The organism is Colidextribacter sp. OB.20 (assembly GCF_009911595.1).
Classification (GTDB): Bacteria; Bacillota; Clostridia; order Oscillospirales; family Oscillospiraceae; genus Lawsonibacter.
The window spans coordinates 52,598-72,512 of sequence record NZ_QWKG01000014.1; the positions used below are offsets into that span (position 1 = coordinate 52,598).

Sequence of the window (19,915 nt, forward strand, 5' to 3'; positions counted from 1 at the left end):
CCCATGTTGGAAGATGCGGTTGCTTTTCTGGAAGCCTTGGGCGTTGCCGGGGCCGGGGATGATCCGTTCCTTCCCTATTTGATCAACAGCGTGACCGAACGGGTGAAAAATGAAACCAACCAACAGGAAATCCCGGAAGGCTTGCATTGGGTATCTGTGGAATTGGTGGTTGGGGAATATCTGACCTTTAAGAAGAACGCCGGACAGCTTGACATGAACGGCCTGGATTTTGAAGCGGCAATTAAGCAAATCCAGGAAGGTGACACCAACACGGTTTTTGCCGTGGGTGAAGGGAGCCTGACACCGGAACAGCGGTTGGAAGTGCTGATTTCCCGGTTGACCCGTGACAGAACCCGTGAATTCATCCGTTATAGGCGGTTGGTGTGGTGAACGCCCACCGGAAGGCCCTGGAACGGTTGTGGAAGGATCGGTGTTCTTTTTATGTTAAACAGGAAGTCACCGATCCTGACACCAACCTGACTGACTTTCAGGAAGTGCCGCTTCTGGAAGATCAGCCATGCAAGCTGTCCTTTGAAAACCTGACCACCACCGATGAAAACCACGTTGCCACCGTGGCCCAAGGCGTGAAGCTGTTTCTGTCCCCGGATGTGGTGATCCCGCCCGGTTGTAAAATCGTGGTTCACCGTTTCAATGAACTTGAACGGGAATTCACCTATTCCCAAAGCGGGGAAGCCGGGGTGTTCACCAACCACCAGGAAATCACCCTGGCCCTGTGGAATGGGTGGGCCTGATGGGGCGGCGTTGGGGCAAAGCTGATTTTCAAGCCCTGAAGGACTTGGAAGAACGGCTTGCCAAACTGGAACAGGTGGATTTTGACCGGTTTTGCCGGGAAGCCGCCGCCGATATTGCGGGCCGTCTGTTGGAGAAAGTCAAAAAGCGCACTCCTGTTGGGGTAGTGCCTAAAGACATTTACGACAACAAAAAAAGCACCGTCACCGTGATTGGCGCAAGCGGCAAGAAGCGCAAGTTTGCAAGCCGGGAAAGCGCCATATACCAACAGTATTGGGCCGGGTATACCGGGGGCACCTTGCGGGATGCGTGGGTGATTCTCCCGGTGGAAAAGGTGGGCAACACCTACATTGTGACCGTGGTGAACGCCACGGAATATGCGTCCTACGTTGAATTCGGCCACCGTCAAAGACCGGGGCGCTACGTCCCCGCCTTGGGCAAAAGCCTAAAGGCAAGTTGGGTGAAAGGGCGCTTCATGCTGACCATTTCCGAACAGGAATTGGAAGCCCAGCTTCCGGCCCTTCTGGAACAGAAACTTTACACGCTGTTGAAGGGGGTGTTCTGATGCTGAATGACATTATCACGGGAATTGCAAAGGCGTTGGGCACCACCTTTGGAAGTGAATTCAGGGTTTACAAAAACGATGTGAAGCAAGGTTTTACAGAACCTTGTTTTTTTATTGCCACGCTGAAGCCTGAACAGAAACCCCTTCTTGGGGATCGGGCCATTTGGCGGAACCCGTTTGATATTCACTATTTCCCCAAGGACGGCGGCACCAATGAAGAACTGTACAACGTGGCCGAATACCTGATGTTTGGGTTGCGATATATCACCCTTCCCAACGGGGATATGTTACGGGGCACGTCTATCAGCTATGAAGTGGTGGAAGGCGTTCTTCATTTTTTCGTGAACTACAACATGATCGTAAACATTCCCAAGGAACTTCCCACCATGGAAACCTTGGAGATCGACCAACACACAAAGAAAGGGTGATTTGATGGCTACTAAAAAGGCTGCTGAAGGCACCGAACAGAAGGCCCCGGTGACGTATAGCAAGGAACAGATTTTGACCTTTAAGAAGTTCAGTACCCGCCGTGATCTTCTGACGGTCAAGCTGAATGAAAACCAGCGGTACACCATGGATCAGGTGGAAGCCGTGATCCGGGACTTTATGACCCCGAAAGGGAAGAAAGGCAAGGTGAATAACTAATGGCCCTTGGTGGCGGCACCTTCCTGGTGCAGAACAAAATTCTTCCCGGCGCTTATATCAATTTCATTTCCGTCCCCTACGCAAGCGCCACCCTGTCTGATCGTGGCTATGCCACGATTGCCCTTCCTATGAGTTGGGGGCCTGAAGGGAAGATGTTCACGGTGGAGTTGGCCGACTTCATCAAGAACAGTCAGAAAATTTTCGGCTACGCCTACACCGCCCCGGAACTTTTGCCCATGCGGGAGATTTTCAAGACGGCGAAAACCGTTCACTTCTACCGCCTGAACATGGACGGCAAAAAGGCCGTTTGCACCTTGGGGCCGGGGGAAACTCCCACCCCGATTGCTACCGCCAAATATCCCGGTGTGCGGGGGAACGATGTGCGGATCGTGATTGAAGCGGCGGAAGAATACACGGACGAAAACCCCGTGTATGACGTTTCCACCTACCTTGGGATCGTGCCCGTTGACCGGCAAGAGAAGGTTTCTACCATCACCGATCTGAAGGACAATGATTTCGTGGTGTGGAATGAGGGCGGCACTTTGGCCCTGACCGCTTCCATGCCCCTGACCGGTGGTGAGGATGGAGCCGTGGAAGATGCGGCCCACCAGTTCTATCTTGATCAGGCGGAAGGCTACAACTTCAACGCCATGGGGTGTATGTCCACCGATCCCATTATCAAGGGCCTGTATGCGGCCTTCTGTAAGCGTATGCGGGACGATGTGGGCAAGAAGTTCCAGGTGGTGGTATCTAACCACCTTGCGGACTATGAAGGCGTTGTGAGCGTCAAGAACGGCCTGGACGGTGAGGATGAAGAAACCGCCGCCCTGATCCCGTGGGTGACGGGCGTGGTGGCCGGAACCGCCGTGAACAAGTCCGCCACGAACAAGAACTATGATGGGGAATACACCATCGACACCCGGTATAGTCAGACGGAACTGGAAAACGGGATCAAGGAAGGTTCCTTCATGTTCCACATGGTAGATGAAAAGGTGAATGTCCTGACCGACATTAACAGCTTCATTTCCATCACGGACGAAAAATCCGGGGACTTTTCCAGCAACCAGACGATCCGGGTTCTGGATCAGATCGCCAATGATATTGCCGTTCTGTTCGGCAAGAAGTATATTGGCAAGGTTCCCAATGATGCGCCCGGACGGATCAGCCTGTGGAACGACATTGTAAAGCACCACCAGCAGCTTCAGTCTATCCGGGCCATTGAGAACTTCAGCCCGGAGGACGTGACGGTTGAAAAGGGTGACACCAAAAAGGCCGTTGCCGTTACGGACTACGTTTCCCCGATCAACGCCATGGAACAGCTTTACATGGTTGTTTGGGTTCAGTAAGAAGGGAGGGAATAAACCTTGAACTGGAATGGAACGCCGATCATGCACCCCAAGGATTCCGTCTTTGCGGCCCTTGCGGAGTGTTTCGTCACCATTGACGATGTGCGGTATAACTTCATGCAGGCTATCAACCTGGAAGCCCATTTCGAGAAGAACAAGACGGAAGTTCCCATTTTGGGCAAGACCGGCAAGGGCAACAAGGCCACCGGCTGGAAGGGCACTGGTTCCGCCACGTTCCACTATAACACGTCCATTTTCCGCCAAATGATGGAGCGGTACAAGAACACCGGCGTGGACGTGTATTTCGACATTCAGATCACCAACGAAGATCCCACGTCCGCCGCTGGACGGCAAACCGTCATTCTGAAGGATTGCAACATCGACAGCGCCCTTCTGGCAAAGTTTGACGCTGACGCTGAATATCTGGATGAAGATATGGACTTCACCTTTGAGGATTTCGAGATGCCGGAAGTGTTTAATCACTTGGATGGCATGGTTTAACCGGACACCAGCCCCCGCCCACGTTCAGCGGGCGGGGGTTGAATATTAACTTTCAATAAACAGGAGGAATTCAACAATGAGTAACACCCTGTCCGCATTTTTGGCGGAAAACGCCTTGACGGTGGATCACATCAAGTTCCCCGCTTCCCCCCGGTTCCTGGATGAAAAGAAGAAGCCCATGCTGTGGGAGATCAAGACCATTTCCGCCACGGAAGATGAAGCCTTGCGGAAGGCTTGCGCCAAGCGGGTTCCCGTCCCCGGCAAGAAGAACCAGTATCAGCGGGAAACCGACTATGATATGTACCTTGGGAAGCTGGCCGTGGCCTGTACGGTGTTCCCTGACCTGAACAACGCCGATCTTCAGAACAGCTATCACGTCATGGGCGGGGAAGCACTTCTGAAGGCCATGCTGACCCCCGGCGAATACGCCGAATACGTTTCCAAGGTGCAAGAGGTTTGCGGGTTTGACACCACCCTTCAGGATGAGGTTGACGAAGCAAAAAACTAATTCGTGAAGGTGATGGGGAAGCAAACATCTGTTACTATTGCCTTCACGAACTTCACATTTTACCCCATGAATTTTTCGCCTTGCCCCGGAAGGAGCGGGCTTTTGTGATCGCCGCCATTGATGAACGGGTGGAGCATGAAAAGCAGAAGGCGAAAGAACTTGAACGCAAAAACCGCCGTGGCGGGCGGAAGGGCCGGAAACACTGACCCTTCCGCCGCAAGGCGGATTTTTAAGGTGGTGATCCTATGGCTACGATTAAAAGCGCCCTGTCCCTGTATGACGGAATGAGCGCCCCCCTGAAGAACATTCACACGGCCTTGAACATTGTTCTGAATAGCTTTGAAGCGGTTCAAGACGCTTCCGGGAACGTGATCGACACTTCCGCCATTCAGGAAGCCCGTGAAGAATTGGCAAGGGCCGGAAGTCAACTGGATCAGATGGAACAGAACATCCGGGAAGCCGAACAGGCCCAGGATCAGTTCAACGGTAGTGTTCGGGAAGGAGCCAACGCCGCTGATTCTTTGGGAAGCAAGCTGAAGGGCATTTTGGCAACCGTGGTGAGTATCGCCGGGGTGAAATCGGCCCTTGGATGGGCGCAAGAAAATATGAAGCTGGCCGACACCCAACGCAACGCCGAAAACCAGCTAAAAGCGGTTTTGGCGAACATGGGTGTTGAAGATATTGAAATCCCCGTTACAGTTGACACCGGGGATGCAGTAAAAACCCTGAATAATATTGAAAATAATTTGGAAGCGTTGAACAGTCCCCAAGTCATTGTTGACACTTCCAATGCTATAAACGCCTTAAACCGGTTCAACCGGGTTTCCAATAGGCTTGATGGTTCGGCCATTGACACGACCTTGAATCTGGACAATGGGGAAGCCATGCAAGCCGCCATGGAATATGACGATTGGGCTAACCGGACGGACGGGAACACCATTCAGAACACCCTCCTTTTGAATGGCCCGGATCAGCCGGGAAACATGGAAGCCGCCCTGGCCCTGAACACGGGCGGGGCTGTTGCGGCCTATGATGATTTCGTCAATACTGTGGACGGGAACACGATCACCGCCACTGTGGCCGTGGACAATTCCCAAGCAATCAGCGCCTATGACGCTATCACCGCCAAAGCGTCTGAAATTCAGGGCCGGGGCATTTACGGTGATGAAGCCATGATTGCCGGTGCCGCTGAATTCGCCACCTACTTTTCGGACGCTGAAGCCATTATGTCCATGATGGACACCCTTTCCAACTACGCCATGGGCATGACCGGGGGCGGGGCCATTGATGCAACCGCCATGGTGGACTATGCCACCAATCTTGGTAAGATCATGACCGGTGCCTATGACGCTATGACCAAGAAGGGCTTTGAATTCACGGATGCCCAAAAAGCCGTGATTGAAGGCACCGCCACCCACGCCCAATATGTGGAAGCCTTGGGTGAAGATTATCAATCCATGTCGGAAGATATGCGGGCGGCAACGGTGATCAATAGCATTATTGCGGAAAGTTGGGATGGCCTGTATGAAGCCATGTCCAACACCCCTGAAGGGAAAATCATTCAATTCCAGAACCGCTTTGGTGATTTGCGGGAAGTGTTGGGAAACCGGGTTTACCCCGCCGCCTTGCAATTTTTTGACGTATTTGAACGACATTTCCCCCAAATTGAACAACTTTTGACGGTGTTTTCTGATGGCGTTTCCGGGTTGATCATTGTGCTGACCTGGATTGCAGAAGCCGCCCTGAATGTGGCTTCTGTTATCGTGGATAATTGGGGCTGGATTGGCCCGATTATTGGCGGGGTTGCGGCGGCGCTGTTGGTTTACTATGGGGCACAACTGGCCGTGAACACAATCACCGGAATTTCCACGGCTTTACTTCATGCCCACGCCTTTGCCGAACAGGTAAAGGCCGCTTCAACTATGATGGCAACGGGGGCCACCTTTGCCGAAACATCGGCCCAATATGGCCTAAATGCGGCCCTGTACGCTTGTCCCATTATGTGGATCGTCATGCTGGTGATTGCCCTGGTGGCCGTGTTCTATGCCGCCGTGGCGGCGGTCAACAAATTTGCCGGAACCAGCGTTTCCGCCACCGGTATAATTTGCGGCGCATTTATGGCGGCGCTTGCCTTCATCGGGAACCTGTTCGTGGCCCTGTGGAATATCGCCGTTGACGTGTTCGTGCTGATCTACAATTTGGTTGCCACCGTGGCAAACTTCATCGGAAACGTATTCACTGATCCCGTTGGAGCCGTGGCCCGCCTGTTCTTTGATTTGGCGGACACGGTTCTTGGTGTACTTCAAACTTTGGCCGGTGCCATTGATGCCATTTTCGGTTCCAATTTGGCCGGGGCGGTTCAAGGCTGGCGTGATTCCCTTGGTGGATGGGTTGATGAAACCTTTGGCAAGGGTGAAGAAGTCATGGAGAAAATGAACGCCGATGATATGAAGTTGGGCCGGTTCGAGTACGGGCAAGCCTTTGATCTTGGGTACAAATTCGGTGAAGGAATTGAAGATACCATCGGCGGATTGTTCAAGACCCCCACCCTGGATGAAATGGGCCTGGATTCCCTGGACGCTTTTAATCTTGGAAACACCCTGGATGGGGTATATGGCAACACCGGGGACACCGCCGCCAATACTGCCGCCGCCGCTGACACGCTGGACTATATGGATGAAGATTTGGCGTGGATGAAAGATATTGCCGAACGGGAAGCAATCAACCGTTACACCACGGCGGAAATCAAAGTGGAACAGCACAATGAAAACCACATTTCCAAGGACACTGACCTTGATGGGGTTATGGAAGCCTTCTGTTTCGACTTTGCGGAAAAGCTGGATGTTTCGGCGGAAGGGGTACATGAATAATGGCTTACAAAATGTACATTGCCGGGGCTTTAATGCCCATTACCCCTTCCAAAGTGAAGGTGAAAATCAACAATCAGAACAAGACCCTGACCCTGATCAGCGGGGAAGAAATCAACATCCTGAAGGAAGCAAAGCTGACAGACGTTTCCTTTGACGTGGTTCTTCCCCAAGTTCCCTATCCGTTCACCAACGGCGGCGCACAAAGCGCCGATTATTATTTGAGCCTGTTTGAACGGCTGAAGCAAAGCAAGACCCCGTTTCAATGGATTTTGAACAGGAGCCGCCCGGACGGGGTGGCCCTGTTCTATTCCAATCTGACCGTTGGCCTGGAAGATTACCAAATTACGGACGATGCCAAAGAAGGCTTTGATCTGACCGTTTCGGTCAAGCTGAAACAATACCGGGCCTTTGGCACTAAAACGGTTCAGATCACCCCTTCCTCGGCCCCGTCCCAACCGGCCACCGCCACGGTACAAGAACCCCCACGGGAAACAACCAGCGCCCCCAAAGCGGCGAACTACACCGTGAAATCCGGGGATTGCTTGTGGAATATCGCAAAGAAGCAGTTGGGGGACGGTTCCCGCTGGAAAGAAATCTATGAACTGAACAAGGATAAAATCAAGAACCCCAACCTGATTTATTCCGGCCAATCTCTAACCATGCCCTGACTGAAGGGGGTGTTCCTTTGGGCGCTGAAATCTTGATTCAACACGGTTCAACAATTCAATATCCCGCCGTGGTAGAAGGCGCAAAGCTGACTTTGGAGCGAAAGGGCACCCCCGGCAAGCTGACCTTCACCGTTGTGAAGGATTCCAAGCTGAACTTCCAGGAAGGTGATCCCGTAAAGCTGACCCTGGACGGAACCCCCATGTTCTATGGGTTCGTGTTCATCAAAAGCCGGGATAAGGACGGCACCATTGATGTGACGGCCTATGACCAACTGCGCTATCTGAAGAACAAGGACACGATCACGGAAGAAGGGCTGAAGGCTTCCGATCTTCTAAAGCGGATCGCCACGGATTTTCGGTTGAACCTTGGAACCGTGGAAGATACCGGCTACACCATGGAAACCGTGGTGGAAGAAAACCAAACCCTATTCGACATGATCCAGAACGCCCTTGACGAAACCCTGTTGAACACCGGGAAGCTATATGTCCTGTATGATGATGTTGGAAGCCTGACACTGAAAGACATAAATTCCATGAAAACCAACCTTCTGATTGACATGGAAGCGGCGGAAAACTTCAGCTATTCTTCCAGCATTGACGATGCCACCTATAACAAGATCAAGCTGGCCTTCAACAATGAAAAGACCGGCAAGCGGGAACTGTATGTGGCCCAGGACGGGGAGAAGATCAACCAATGGGGTGTTCTTCAGTATTTTGAAGAAATTCAGACCGCAACGGGAGCCGCCGCAAAGGCGGAAGCCATGCTGGCCCATTATGACCGTAAAACCCGCAAGCTGACAATCAAAAACGCTTTTGCCCGCCCGGATATTCGGGCGGGTTCTGCTGTCATGGTTTCCTTGAACTTAGGTGACATTATCGCCAATCAATATTTGATGGCGGAAAAGGTGGTTTTCACATTCAAGGAAGATGAAAACATGATGGATTTAACATTGGTTGGGGGTGAATTTGTTGCCTAACGCTGTTGAACTTGTAAAGCAAGCCGCCGTGGAAGCTGTGGAAGCCACCAAGCCGGTTCAATACCTGTTCGGGAAGGTGATTTCTGTTTCCCCCCTGAAAATCCAGGTTAGCGCAAAATCCATTTACACGGAAAAAATGCTGATCCTGACCCGAAACGTCACTGATTTTGAAGTTGATATGACGGTGAGCCATATCACGGAAAACCGGGCCGGTGGTTCCGGTGATCCGGCGTTCGCGTCCCATAACCACGAATACAAGGGGAAGAAAAAGTTCAAAGTCCACAACGCCCTGATCGTGGGGGATGAAGTGGTTTTGGGACGGGTGCAAGGCGGCAAGCGGTTTGTGGTGCTTGACCGGATCAAGCCGATTCCTGAACTGAAGGGGGAATGGCTATGATCCCGCAAAACGGGGACGATCTACGGCAAGATTTTGTTTTCACCACGCTTCCAAGCCGAACCCTGAAAATGGATCACGATTGGAAAACAATCACCGGCACCATTGACCAAATCCAGGCCGTAGAACAGGCCGTGTTCCTGATCCTGACCACTGAACGCTATCAATGGTTGATTTTCTCTTGGGATTACGGCGTGGAATTGCAAAACCTGATTGGCAAAGACCCGGAATATTGTATTCCTGAAATCGAACGCCGGATCAGGGAAGCTCTTCTTCAAGATGATAGGATCACGGCGGTTGAAAACTTTGAATTTGAACTGAACAAACGGAAGGTGTTGACCACCTTCACCGTGATCAGCATTTTTGGCAATATCAATGTGGAAAAGGCGGTGGAAATCTGATGTATGAACATATCACCTATGATGGGCTGATCAAACGGATGATGGAACGGGCGCTGACCCATAACAAAAACCTGGACAGCCGGGAAGGTTCCCTTCTATTTCTGGCTGAAGCGCCCGCCGCCGTGGAACTTCAAAACCTGTATATTGCCCTTGACAACATCCTTCAGGAAACCTTTGCCGATACCGCAAGCCGGGAATATCTGATTTTGCGGGCAAAGGAAAGGGGCCTTTCTCCCACCCCGGCCACCCCCGCCGTGTTGGAAATGACGATCACCCCGGCTGATCTTTCCCTTCCCATGGGGGAACGGTTTTCCATCGGGGAACTGAACTATTATGTTTCCAAAGAGGTTGGCGGCGGGGTGTATGAAATCACCTGTGAAACCCTTGGGGAAGCCGGGAATGAATACGGGGCAACCGTGATCCCTATTGAATACATAGAAGGGTTGGAAACGTGCCAAATCACGGCCCGCCTGATTCCCGGCGAAGATGAAGAAGATACAGAGGTTTTCCGGCAACGGTATTTTGACGGGCTGAACCTTCAGGCGTTCGGCGGCAATCGGGCGGACTACTTACAAAAGGTGAACGCTATCCCCGGCGTGGGCGGCGTGAAGGTATACAGGGCATGGAATAGCGATATTGCCCCTTCTGAACTGATGCCCCCGGAAGAAGCCGGGGAATGGCTGGATTCCTTGACCGGCGTTCCCCCCAATATTTTGACGTGGTTACAAGTGGTTTACCACGCCGGAAAGAACAGCCTTTTGACCGTTGGCGGCACCGTCAAGCTGGTGATCATTGACAGCACTTTTTCCACTCCGTCTGACACCCTGGTTAATACCGTTCAGACGGCCATAGACCCCACGCAGAACGCCGGGGAAGGGGTGGGTATTGCACCTATCGGCCATGTGGTGAAGGTGTTCCCTGTGGCCCCGGAAACGCTGGATTTGGCGTTTTCCCTGTACTATCAGCGGGGGTGGACATGGGACGATGTGAAGCCCTACGCTGAAGAAGCCGTCAACGGCTACTTCCTGGAAATGGCCCAGGGGTGGGCGGATCAGGAAGAAGCCCTGATTGTCCGGGTTAGTCAGCTTGAAAGCCGCCTGTTAAATGTTCCGGGGATTTTAGATGTTGCCAACACCAAAATCAATGGGGTGGCGGCAAATTATAATTTGCCGATTGACACCATTCCGATCCTTGGAGCCATGACAGCGGAAACGGCCACGATTGCCGGGGCATAAGGGGTGAAGGAATGGAAAGAAAGCTGATCAACTACTTGCCCTATCAAGTCCGGGAATTTCGGGAATATCAAGGGATCACTACCGGGGAACAACCGGAATTTGAATTGGCGTGGGACGCACAAGAAGAAGTTTTTGTCAATCAGTTTGTTGACACGGCTTTAGACTATGGTTTGAGCCGATGGGAAAAGATGCTGAAGATTTTCCCAAAGGGAACTGACACCCTGGAAACCAGAAGGGCACGGATCAAAGCAAAGCTGAACAATTTTGTTCCCTATACGATCCGGGTTCTGGCCCAAATGCTGACAGCCATTTCCGATGGTGAACCCTTTGAACTGACCCTTGAACCCGGAACCTATTTTTTATCAATCACCACTCATTGGGGCGCAAGCGGTCAAATTGAAGGGCTGGAATACCTGATTAACAACATTGTTCCCATGAATATTGCGATTAACGCCGGGAACAAATTGACCTGTTCCGCTGAAGGGCTTATCCCTATTGCCTGTGGGGTATGCGTGGCGGAATTTTTCTTTATCACCAACGATTGGCGGGAACGCCCTGTTATCCAGGGAACGGCCATGATTGGCGGCACGGCCCCCGGCGTGGAAACCTTGTTTATCACAAATGACAGTCAAGAGGTTCACACGGTCAAGGGTTCAGCCCGTCAAGGCGGCGGAACTGTGAACAGCGCAACGGTGGTGATTACCAATGACTTCAATGAACATTTCACGATAAACGGGGCCGGTTCCATTGGGGCCGGTGTTGCTACGGCGGATTTCATTGGGGTAAATGATGAATGAAAGGACTGAACAAAGTTGGCTGAATTTTCTAAGCTGGTAGTGACCAAAAAGGGCCAAGCCCTGATCGCCAAAATGCTTGCGGGCACGGCCACGGACATTGACTTCACCAAGGTTGCCGCTTCTGATGCGGAATATCAGGTGGAAGAACTGGAAAGCCTGGACAGCCTGAACGGGATCATGCAGGAAGCGGAAGTTTCCCGCAAGTCCCGGACAAATGAAGTGGCAGTCAAGGTGGAAACCGCCTTCAGCAACATGAAGTTGACTGTGGGCTATCACATGAGGGTTTTGGGCTTGTATGCCCGTGATCCCGATGATGGGGAAATCCTGTATGCCGCCTGTGTGGAACTGTCCGGGAACTGTTATATGCCGCCCTATAACGGGATCACGGTTTCCGGGGCCTATATCCAGCTTGTCACCACGGTTGGCAACGCCGATCAGGTGAATTTGGAAGTAAACCCCGCCGCTATCGCCACGATTGGCGATATTCAGTATTTGCAGGAACAGATCAGTGAAATTGAACTTTTCATTGGTATGGGTGAAGGCGGCGGCAAGGGGCACATTTCCACTTCTGTCACCGATGCTGAAGGGGTTCATGGGTTGCGGTTCAACAATGATGAACTTCAGGTGAAAGACGATGAAGGGAATTGGAAATCCGCTGGCGGCGGGGCCGGTGCTGTTTCCGCCCATAATGAGGATGAACAAGCCCATGCCGATATTCGGCAAGCGGTAAAAAATGCCCAAGAAGCCGCTGACAAGGCCGCTGAAGCTATTTCCAAGATCGCCTTTACGGTGGACGTGGTGCCCACGCAAAACGGAACCTTGACCTATACAGGCGGCGTTCTGACCCCTTCCTGGAACAGCTTCAACCCGTCTACCTTGGAAATCAGCGGCCAAACCAGCGGAACGGATGCTGGAACCTACAACGCTATTTTCACCTTGAAAGAAGGCTATACTTGGGCGGATGGCACGAAAACCCCCAAGACGGTTCCTTGGACGATTGGACGGGCTACCGTGGCCGTGCCCACTCAAAGCGGAAATCCGGCCTATACCGGACAGGCGCAAAGCCCCACTTGGAGCGGATATGATACCGCCAAAATGAGCATTGGCGGAACAACCACCGGAACCGATGCCGGTACATATCCGGCCACCTTCACCACCGGCCCGAACTACCAATGGCCGGATGGAAGCACTACGGCAAAAACGGTCAACTGGATAATCAGCAAGGCGGCGGGAAGCCTGACCCTGAATAAAACTTCTATGACTTTGAGCGCCGCCACACTGTCCAGCACGATCACGGCAACACGGGCCGGGAATGGGGCCATTTCCGCCGTTTCCAGCGCCCCCAGCGTGGCTTCTGTGAGCGTGTCGGGGAATATCATTACTGTGACCGGAAAGGCCGCAGGATCGGCCACGATCACTGTCAGCGTGGGTGAAGGAGCCAACTACAACGCCCCCGCCAACAAAACGTGTTCCGTAACGGTGACTTTGCCCACCAAGACCCTGAACAGTAACAGTTGGGCCACGGTGAAGGAAGCGTCTGACGCTGGAACCGGGGCCAACTATTGGGCCGTGGGTGATAGCAAGTCCCTCATTTTGAATGGCATGGTGCAAGGCTTCACTTTCTCCAACCTGACTGTGAACGCCTTCATTATCGGGTTCAACCACAACGCCACAAGGGAAGGCGGCAACCGTATTCATTTCCTGATTGGTAAGATCAGCGGAAAAGACGTGGCCTTGTGTGACAGCAAGTATAACAACACCGGGACGGATGCCGGTTTCCGTATGAACAAGAGCAACAGCAACGCCGGTGGCTGGAACGCAAGCTATATGCGGAAGGATGTTTTGGGCAACAGCGGAAGCCCCGCCAATCCCCCGGCCAACAGTCTGATGGCGGCGTTACCGGCTGATTTGCGGAACAACCTGAAAACCACTACCAAATACACCGACAACACCGGCAATAACCAAAACAACGCTTCTTCTGTCACCGCCACCACGGATTATCTTTTCCTTCTGGCAGAATTTGAAGTGTTCGGAACCAGAAGCTATGCAAATAGCGCCGAACAAAATTATCAACAGCAGTATGATTATTTCAAAGCTGGCAACTCCAGGATTGCTTATAATCATACGAACACCGGTTCGGCGGTTTGGTGGTGGTGCCGTTCCCCTGATTACTACAGTACCAGTGCCTTCCCCTGCGTGTGGACTGGCGGCAGCTACGGCCACATTAACGCCTACTATTCGGCGGGTGTGCGGCCCGGCTTTTCCGTCTAATCCTCCGCAGAGCTATCCCGGCCCCCTCCCGCCCCCGCAAGGGGGCGGACAGGACGGCCCCAACAAAAACCGGCCCGCAAGGGCCGGAACATATCGGGCGCGTAAGCGCCCGCGAAAATTTTTGATTTTTGCCCTTTTCCCTGTTCGGCCTAAAATGCTATCACTTGACAGGTTTTTGACAGCATACAAAAGCAAAAAATAGTCATATAATGCCCCTATGCAATATTTAGGGGGTTGAACTATGGCAACAGATAAGCGGGTGTTCACCTTGCGTCTGTCAAATGAAGTGTTTGACAAGATTGGTGTTTTAGCGACCAATGAACACCGATCCTTGACAAATTACATTGAATTTGTGCTTTTGAAACATCTTGAAGATGTTGAACGGGAACACGGCCCAATCAGGGTTGAAGAAGCAGAATAAGGGATGAAACTATGTCCGTACTGAAGCAAAAGCGAACTACAAGCAAGGCGGAATTCATCAACACCGCCAATCAAATCTATGTCGAAACCCTGAATTTCCTGACCCGCCTTTCTGCCCGATATTCCCGCCTGTTAGCTGAACCGGTTGCAAAGCTGGCCGGGGAAATCATTGACCATGTGGAAAAGGCCAACAGTATTTTCCCTTCTGATATTCAGCGGGTGGAAATGAGGAAGGCCCACTTGCTTGAAGCACGGGCTTCCCTAATGGCGTTAGACGTTCGGTTGACGCATTGTTATTTGATTTGCAATCAGAACCCGGAAGGATGCTTTACCACGGCGGCGGGAAAACCCGTGAAACCCAAAGACGCTGAAGAAAAGCTGGACAAGATGGCCCAAAGCCTTGGGGAACTGATCGACAAGGAAAACGAACTTTTGAAAGGAGCCATAAAGAGTGTTGGACAGAGGTTGAAAAGTTAAGTTCAAAAATTGGGTGTGCAACTGAAAATGTGTCGTTCGGCGGTTTGGTGGTGGTGCCGTTCCCCTGATTACAACAGTACCAATGCCTTCCCCTGCGTGTGGACTGACGGCAACAACAACAACAATAACGCCTACTATTCGGCGGGTGTGCGGCCCGGATTTTGCAAATATACACGGTTACATGGAGTAGCGGAAAACCGGCTTTTCAGTTTTCAGGTGAAAGACAACCGATGTAAAAGGAGTTGTACTCCCCTGGGTGGAAATCCCTAAAACTGCCCTTTGATGCCCTTACACGGACGCTTCTTGCATGGTGGGGGATGTGCCTGACCCCATTTCATGTGCAAGTGCAAAGCAGATTAGACGGCACCCAACAAGACATCTGTACAAAGGAGCGAATACTTTTTTATGACCAGCCAAGAGCGGCGAGAAGGCCGCTATCAACGCCGACAAGCACGGCGGCAAGAGAAAAAGAAAGCCCGTTCTGATGCCCTTGGGCCTGTTGGGAAAGTCTTTTCCTATCGTAAAATGTTCCGCTATGGCCGGAAGTGTTGTAACGGGGTTCGGTGGAAACAAAGCGTTCAAAACTTTGAATTGCACCTGTTTTCCGGGACAGCAAAACGGCGGCGGGAAGTGCTGGATGAAACATGGAAGCCCAAGGGATGTGTTCACTTCACGTTATGTGAACGGGGGAAGGTTCGTCCCATTGATGCGCCCCACGTCACGGATCGACAAATCCATAAAACCCTATGTAATGAAGCCTTGGTTCCCCTGTATAGTCCCGGAATGATTTATGATAACGGGGCAAGCCAACGGGGGAAAGGCTTGCATTGGCATTTTCGGCGGATGAAACAACAGCTTGCGTGGCACTTCCGGCGCTATGGGCGGGAAGGGGCCGTTCTTCTGATCGACTTGAAAGGGTTCTTCCCCAATGCGCCCCATGCGCTAATTTATCAGCGCCACCAGCAGTTGATCCTAAACCCGGAATTGCGGGAATTGGCTGACCGAGTGATCCAATATTCCCCATGCCCAACACCGGGCCGGGGGATGCCTTTGGGTGTGGAGCCGTCACAACAGGAAATGGTTGCCCTTCCAAGTTCCGTGGATAACTGGATCAAATGTCAAGCCGGGGTTCATTGTGCGGGCCATTACATGGATGATTATTACATCATTCTTCCTGATGTGGAACGGCTGAAGAAACTTGGGCATGAAATCGTTCGGCGGTTTGAAGCCTTGGGGATCAGGGTGAACAAGCGCAAGTGTAAAATCATTCCCTTGACCAAGCCTTTCCGCTGGTGCAAGGCCCGGTTCACCTTGACCGAAACGGGAAAGATCAAAGTCAATGGGAGCCGGGACGGGATCAAGCGGGCACGGCGCAAGCTGAAGCTGTTTCATAGGGAATTTGTTGCAGGAAAACGGGATTTCAAAGACATTGAACAGTATATGGAATGTCAAGCGGCCTATTACCGCAACTTCAATGACCATGGACGGCTTTTGCGTTTGCGGCGGTTGTATCATGCAATCTTTTTTGGAGGTAAGGACAAATGTTCAGAATTACAAAAAGCGGGGCCGTCATTGGCATGACGGAAACCCCCAACTATATCAAGCAACAGGAAAATGGATGTTTTGCCCTTTGCCCGGAGCCGTTGGCTTCGGGCATTGTCTTTGAGGGGGCGGTTTATCACCTGATGGGGCGGGAAGCCCTGGACGGGGTGGAAACCGTCATGCTGGAAGAAACGGATGCCGGGGCGGAAATCACCAAGGCCACCGAAACGGGCGGGATCATGTTCGTCACGATGGCGGAAGCCGGGAACATTGACGATGTGACAGCGGCGGAACACGCTGACCTGTTTTCCCCGTGGGCCTATCCGGTAAACTACATCAAAGATCAGATCAGGCGGCACAACGGGGCCTTGTATCGGTGTTTGTCGGATCACACATCCCAAGCTGATTGGACACCGGACACCGCCCCCAGCCTTTGGGTTGGCATTTCCGATCCGGCTGAAGAATGGCCTAAATGGGGCCAACCCGTGGGCGCACATGATAGCTACAACACCGGGGACAAGGTTTCCCATGATGGGAAGCATTGGATCAGCAACACGGATGGGAACGTGTGGGAACCCGGCGTGTATGGATGGACAGAGGAAACCGCCGATGGAACATAAAAACTATATCGCCCGGAAACGGGCACGGTTCGATTCTGTTTCCGGCCCGGTCAATATTCCGTATGGAACCCCCCTTCAGGTGGAAGGGGATTTTTTATGCCTGGATGGGAAGCCCCTTTGTTACCCTGAAAGCCAAACTTCTCTTGACTTTTTTAGTCAGAACGATGATGGGAACGGCCTTCAGCGTGGGAAGCTGGTTGGGGCTATCCTTTCCAAGCTGGAAAAACGGGATAAAAACCACCAAAACCGGTGGAACAAGGTTTGGGCCGATCCGCTGTGTCAGAGATACAGACGGGCCGAACATGAAGAACACTGGATTTGGAACCCGGATTTCTTCAGCGCCCCGGTGCTGGACTTACGGCGTATTGCCGCCCTGGTTGAAGTATAGCCACGGAAAAGGCCGGAAAAACCCCCACAAGCCCCGTTTGCTTGTGGGGGTGTAGTTTCATGGGGGACAACCGCAAACGGGGCTTGTGGCCCGTCTGTGGTCCAAATACAGGCCGCATAGCGGCAAAGAAAGGAATGGACAATATGAAATCTGGAATTACTACCGTGATCGGGGTGATCGGGGGAATGATCGCTTCCCTGTTCGGCGGTTGGGATGCCGCCTTGGTAACGCTGATCATTTTCATGGGCGTGGATTATGTCACCGGCCTGATCGTGGCCGGGGTATTCCACAACAGCGAAAAAACCAAGAACGGGGCCTTGGAAAGCCGTGCCGGGTGGAAGGGCCTTTGTCGGAAGGGCGTGACCCTGTTGGTAGTGCTGGTGGCTTGCCGCCTGGATTTGGTTATGGGTTCTAATTTTATCCGGGATGCCGTGGTGATCGCCTTCATCGCCAACGAAACCATTTCCATCATTGAGAACGCCGGGTTGATGGGGATTCCCATTCCCGCCGCAATTATGCGGGCCATTGACATTCTGAAGAACAAGGCGGAAAGTGAGGGGGACTAAATGAACCTGATCCAATCCATCCTGACCAAAAACCCGTGTTACACTTGCGGGCGGACGATCACCCCCAAAGGGCTGATGCTTCATTCGGTGGGATGCCCCCAACCTTCCGCCGCCGTGTTCGTGAAGAACTGGAACAGTCCCAGCTATGACCGGGCTTGCGTCCATGCCTTCATTGACGGCAATACCGGGGATGTTCACCAGACGCTTCCTTGGAACCGGCGTGGTTGGCATTGTGGAGCCGCCGCAAACAACACCCACATTGGGGTTGAAATGTGTGAACCCGCCTGTATCAAGTACACCAGCGGGGCAAACTTCACCTGTTCTGACCTTCCCACCGCCAAAGCGGTTGCCGCCCGGACATACAACAGCGCCGTGGAACTGTTTGCCATGCTGTGCAAGAAATACAACCTTGACCCCCTGAAGGATGGCGTGATCCTGTCCCACAAGGAAGGCTGTGCCCGTGGTATCGCTTCCAACCATGGTGATCCTGAACACCTGTGGAACCAGTTGGGCACCGGTTACACCATGGACGGCTTCAGGAAGGCCGTGAAGGCCGCTATGAGCGCCGCCACGCCGGGGGACTATACCAGCATTACCGGCACCGCAAAGGCCACTGTGGGCCAACTGGTGGCCTATATCAAGGGCAAAAACCCCAATGTCCCAAAGTCCGTTCTGGATATGGCTTTCCTGTACCTGTCGGAAGGGGCCGCTGAAGGGATCAGGGGTGACGTGGCCTTCGCCCAATCGTGCCTTGAAACCGGGAATTTTGCCTTTGCCGGTTCCGCCGTCACCCTGGATCAGAACAACTTCTGTGGTATGGGTGTGACGGCCAACGGTATGAAGGGCAATTCGTTCCCTACGGCCCAGGCGGGGATCAGGGCGCAGATTCAGCACTTGAAAGCCTACGCCAACACCGAACCCCTGAAGGGGGAATGTGTCGATCCCCGGTTCCAATACGTCACCCGTGGATGTGCTGAATTTGTGGAATGGTTGGGACAGAAGGAAAACCCCCAGGGGAAGGGGTGGGCCACCGGGGCCGGATATGGTGAAAAAATCCTGTCGATCCTGAAGGCCATTCTGTCCACCAAAGCTGAAGAAGAAATGGAGGAAGAAGCCGTGGCCCGTTACAACAAAATTTCTGAAATGCCCAGCTACGCCCAGCCCACCATTATCAAGATGGTGGACGGCGGTTTCATCGGCGGGGCGGGCACCAAGAAGGACGAAAACAACCGGCCCGCTGACCTGGATTTGTCCATTGACATGATCCGGGTTTTCGTCACCAATGACCGGGCGGGCCTGTACGACAAGAAGCCCTGATTCAGTGTTACTTGTTTGTTACTACTTGACCCGCTAGCGCTGACTATTGACGGCGGAAAAACCTTGAATTGCAATAGCCGTGAATAGTTGCAACTATTCCGTTTTTATGGTACAATATCCTGGGTTGTTAGTGACAGGCGGACAAAACCGCCCCCGAAACGGTGAGAAACGCCCTCGGGACGAACAGAAAAAGGAGAAATTCGATCTATGAAAAAACCTATAAGACTGATAGCAGCCTTATTGGCGGTCTGTATGCTTGCCACGGTATTCCCCCCGGTGGCACTGGCGTCGGGAGGAACGGTGCATCAGGCTCCAGACGGCACAGATTTGTATACCTTCCTTCAGGATTCATCCGTGCAGAACGGCGACATCATTCAATGCTCAGGACTCATATCCATCGGCGCCAAAAGTAATGCAAGCGACGATCCTGGCCCGGTATGTGAAATTTTTGAATCAGCAATAAGCGTTCCGGCTGGAGCCGGCGGGTTCTGGAGGGACCGCTGGCCCTGGCCGGTATCTCTTTCCCCTTCGGGGCTGTCAGTCAAGGAGACGCTTTTTGTTCAAGCAGGACATGATTTTTGCTTCTTTTTATTGACGTGACTGGGCCTGTATGGTATTATGACAAGGATTTTCTGACTTCTACAGGGAAGCTTGCGG

The 19,915-nt window shown here is 52.6% G+C and carries 24 protein-coding genes; all 24 read left to right on the plus strand.

The features are described 5' to 3' along the window. The first annotated feature begins 3 nt into the window (after positions 1-3). On the plus strand, positions 4-390 hold the full coding sequence (locus D1641_RS04235; RefSeq protein WP_160663151.1) for a hypothetical protein: 387 nt from the start codon (positions 4-6) through the stop codon (positions 388-390). After that, complete coding sequence (locus D1641_RS04240) at positions 384-752, plus strand: hypothetical protein (protein ID WP_160663152.1); 369 nt, start codon at positions 384-386, stop codon at positions 750-752. Before D1641_RS04235 ends, D1641_RS04240 begins: the two co-directional genes overlap by 7 nt. Continuing rightward, positions 734-1,315 carry an HK97 gp10 family phage protein gene (locus D1641_RS04245; protein ID WP_347707385.1) on the plus strand — a complete coding sequence of 194 codons (582 nt, stop codon included), beginning with the start codon at positions 734-736 and terminating at the stop codon, positions 1,313-1,315. The genes D1641_RS04240 and D1641_RS04245 overlap by 19 nt, the downstream gene beginning before the upstream one ends. Then, positions 1,315-1,743 carry a DUF6838 family protein gene (locus D1641_RS04250; RefSeq protein WP_160663153.1) on the plus strand — a complete coding sequence of 143 codons (429 nt, stop codon included), beginning with the start codon at positions 1,315-1,317 and terminating at the stop codon, positions 1,741-1,743. The genes D1641_RS04245 and D1641_RS04250 overlap by 1 nt, the downstream gene beginning before the upstream one ends. A 4-nt stretch (positions 1,744-1,747) precedes the next feature. Next, a complete protein-coding gene (locus tag D1641_RS04255) occupies positions 1,748-1,960 on the plus strand; it encodes a hypothetical protein (protein WP_160663154.1) in 213 nt (70 codons plus the stop codon). Then, the gene (locus tag D1641_RS04260) at positions 1,960-3,306 is read left to right on the plus strand and encodes a phage tail sheath C-terminal domain-containing protein (protein WP_160663155.1); all 1,347 of its coding nucleotides are present in this window, start codon (positions 1,960-1,962) and stop codon (positions 3,304-3,306) included. The genes D1641_RS04255 and D1641_RS04260 overlap by 1 nt, the downstream gene beginning before the upstream one ends. Positions 3,307-3,348: 42 nt before the next feature. Next, positions 3,349-3,807 carry a phage tail tube protein gene (locus D1641_RS04265; RefSeq protein ID WP_160663190.1) on the plus strand — a complete coding sequence of 153 codons (459 nt, stop codon included), beginning with the start codon at positions 3,349-3,351 and terminating at the stop codon, positions 3,805-3,807. Between the two features lie 76 nt (positions 3,808-3,883). Then, on the plus strand, positions 3,884-4,315 hold the full coding sequence (locus D1641_RS04270) for a phage portal protein (RefSeq protein WP_160663156.1): 432 nt from the start codon (positions 3,884-3,886) through the stop codon (positions 4,313-4,315). A gap of 245 nt (positions 4,316-4,560) precedes the next feature. Next, on the plus strand, positions 4,561-7,185 hold the full coding sequence (locus D1641_RS04280) for a hypothetical protein (RefSeq protein WP_160663157.1): 2,625 nt from the start codon (positions 4,561-4,563) through the stop codon (positions 7,183-7,185). Between the two features lie 11 nt (positions 7,186-7,196). Continuing rightward, positions 7,197-7,853: a LysM peptidoglycan-binding domain-containing protein gene (locus D1641_RS04285; RefSeq protein WP_243149254.1), complete on the plus strand. Its 657-nt coding sequence runs from the start codon at positions 7,197-7,199 to the stop codon at positions 7,851-7,853. Between the two features lie 17 nt (positions 7,854-7,870). Then, positions 7,871-8,830 carry a hydrolase gene (locus D1641_RS04290; protein ID WP_160663159.1) on the plus strand — a complete coding sequence of 320 codons (960 nt, stop codon included), beginning with the start codon at positions 7,871-7,873 and terminating at the stop codon, positions 8,828-8,830. Beyond that, a complete protein-coding gene (locus D1641_RS04295; protein WP_160663160.1) occupies positions 8,823-9,227 on the plus strand; it encodes a DUF2577 domain-containing protein in 405 nt (134 codons plus the stop codon). Before D1641_RS04290 ends, D1641_RS04295 begins: the two co-directional genes overlap by 8 nt. Next, a complete protein-coding gene (locus tag D1641_RS04300; RefSeq protein WP_160663161.1) occupies positions 9,224-9,625 on the plus strand; it encodes a DUF2634 domain-containing protein in 402 nt (133 codons plus the stop codon). The genes D1641_RS04295 and D1641_RS04300 overlap by 4 nt, the downstream gene beginning before the upstream one ends. After that, positions 9,625-10,860 (plus strand): baseplate J/gp47 family protein, encoded by a 1,236-nt coding sequence (locus tag D1641_RS04305; protein ID WP_160663162.1) that lies wholly within the window; start codon positions 9,625-9,627, stop codon positions 10,858-10,860. Before D1641_RS04300 ends, D1641_RS04305 begins: the two co-directional genes overlap by 1 nt. 11 nt (positions 10,861-10,871) lie before the next feature. Then, the gene (locus D1641_RS04310) at positions 10,872-11,657 is read left to right on the plus strand and encodes a putative phage tail protein (protein WP_160663163.1); all 786 of its coding nucleotides are present in this window, start codon (positions 10,872-10,874) and stop codon (positions 11,655-11,657) included. Between the two features lie 15 nt (positions 11,658-11,672). Next, positions 11,673-13,928 carry a DUF6273 domain-containing protein gene (locus D1641_RS04315; RefSeq protein WP_160663164.1) on the plus strand — a complete coding sequence of 752 codons (2,256 nt, stop codon included), beginning with the start codon at positions 11,673-11,675 and terminating at the stop codon, positions 13,926-13,928. Between the two features lie 241 nt (positions 13,929-14,169). Continuing rightward, complete coding sequence (locus D1641_RS04320) at positions 14,170-14,349, plus strand: hypothetical protein (protein WP_160663165.1); 180 nt, start codon at positions 14,170-14,172, stop codon at positions 14,347-14,349. 11 nt (positions 14,350-14,360) lie between these two features. Continuing rightward, on the plus strand, positions 14,361-14,825 hold the full coding sequence (locus D1641_RS04325) for a hypothetical protein (protein WP_160663166.1): 465 nt from the start codon (positions 14,361-14,363) through the stop codon (positions 14,823-14,825). A gap of 405 nt (positions 14,826-15,230) precedes the next feature. Further along, positions 15,231-16,406, plus strand: coding sequence for a reverse transcriptase domain-containing protein (locus D1641_RS04330; protein WP_160663167.1), 1,176 nt, complete (start codon positions 15,231-15,233; stop codon positions 16,404-16,406). After that, positions 16,367-16,987, plus strand: coding sequence for a carbohydrate-binding protein (locus D1641_RS04335; RefSeq protein WP_160663168.1), 621 nt, complete (start codon positions 16,367-16,369; stop codon positions 16,985-16,987). The genes D1641_RS04330 and D1641_RS04335 overlap by 40 nt, the downstream gene beginning before the upstream one ends. Next, complete coding sequence (locus D1641_RS04340) at positions 16,977-17,375, plus strand: isoaspartyl peptidase (protein ID WP_160663169.1); 399 nt, start codon at positions 16,977-16,979, stop codon at positions 17,373-17,375. Before D1641_RS04335 ends, D1641_RS04340 begins: the two co-directional genes overlap by 11 nt. A gap of 143 nt (positions 17,376-17,518) precedes the next feature. Beyond that, positions 17,519-17,941: a phage holin family protein gene (locus tag D1641_RS04345; protein ID WP_160663170.1), complete on the plus strand. Its 423-nt coding sequence runs from the start codon at positions 17,519-17,521 to the stop codon at positions 17,939-17,941. Then, positions 17,942-19,258 (plus strand): N-acetylmuramoyl-L-alanine amidase, encoded by a 1,317-nt coding sequence (locus D1641_RS04350; RefSeq protein WP_160663171.1) that lies wholly within the window; start codon positions 17,942-17,944, stop codon positions 19,256-19,258. It abuts the gene before it with no gap. Positions 19,259-19,465: 207 nt separating this feature from the next. Further along, on the plus strand, positions 19,466-19,858 hold the full coding sequence (locus tag D1641_RS04355; RefSeq protein ID WP_160663172.1) for a hypothetical protein: 393 nt from the start codon (positions 19,466-19,468) through the stop codon (positions 19,856-19,858). Positions 19,859-19,915 lie beyond the last annotated feature (57 nt).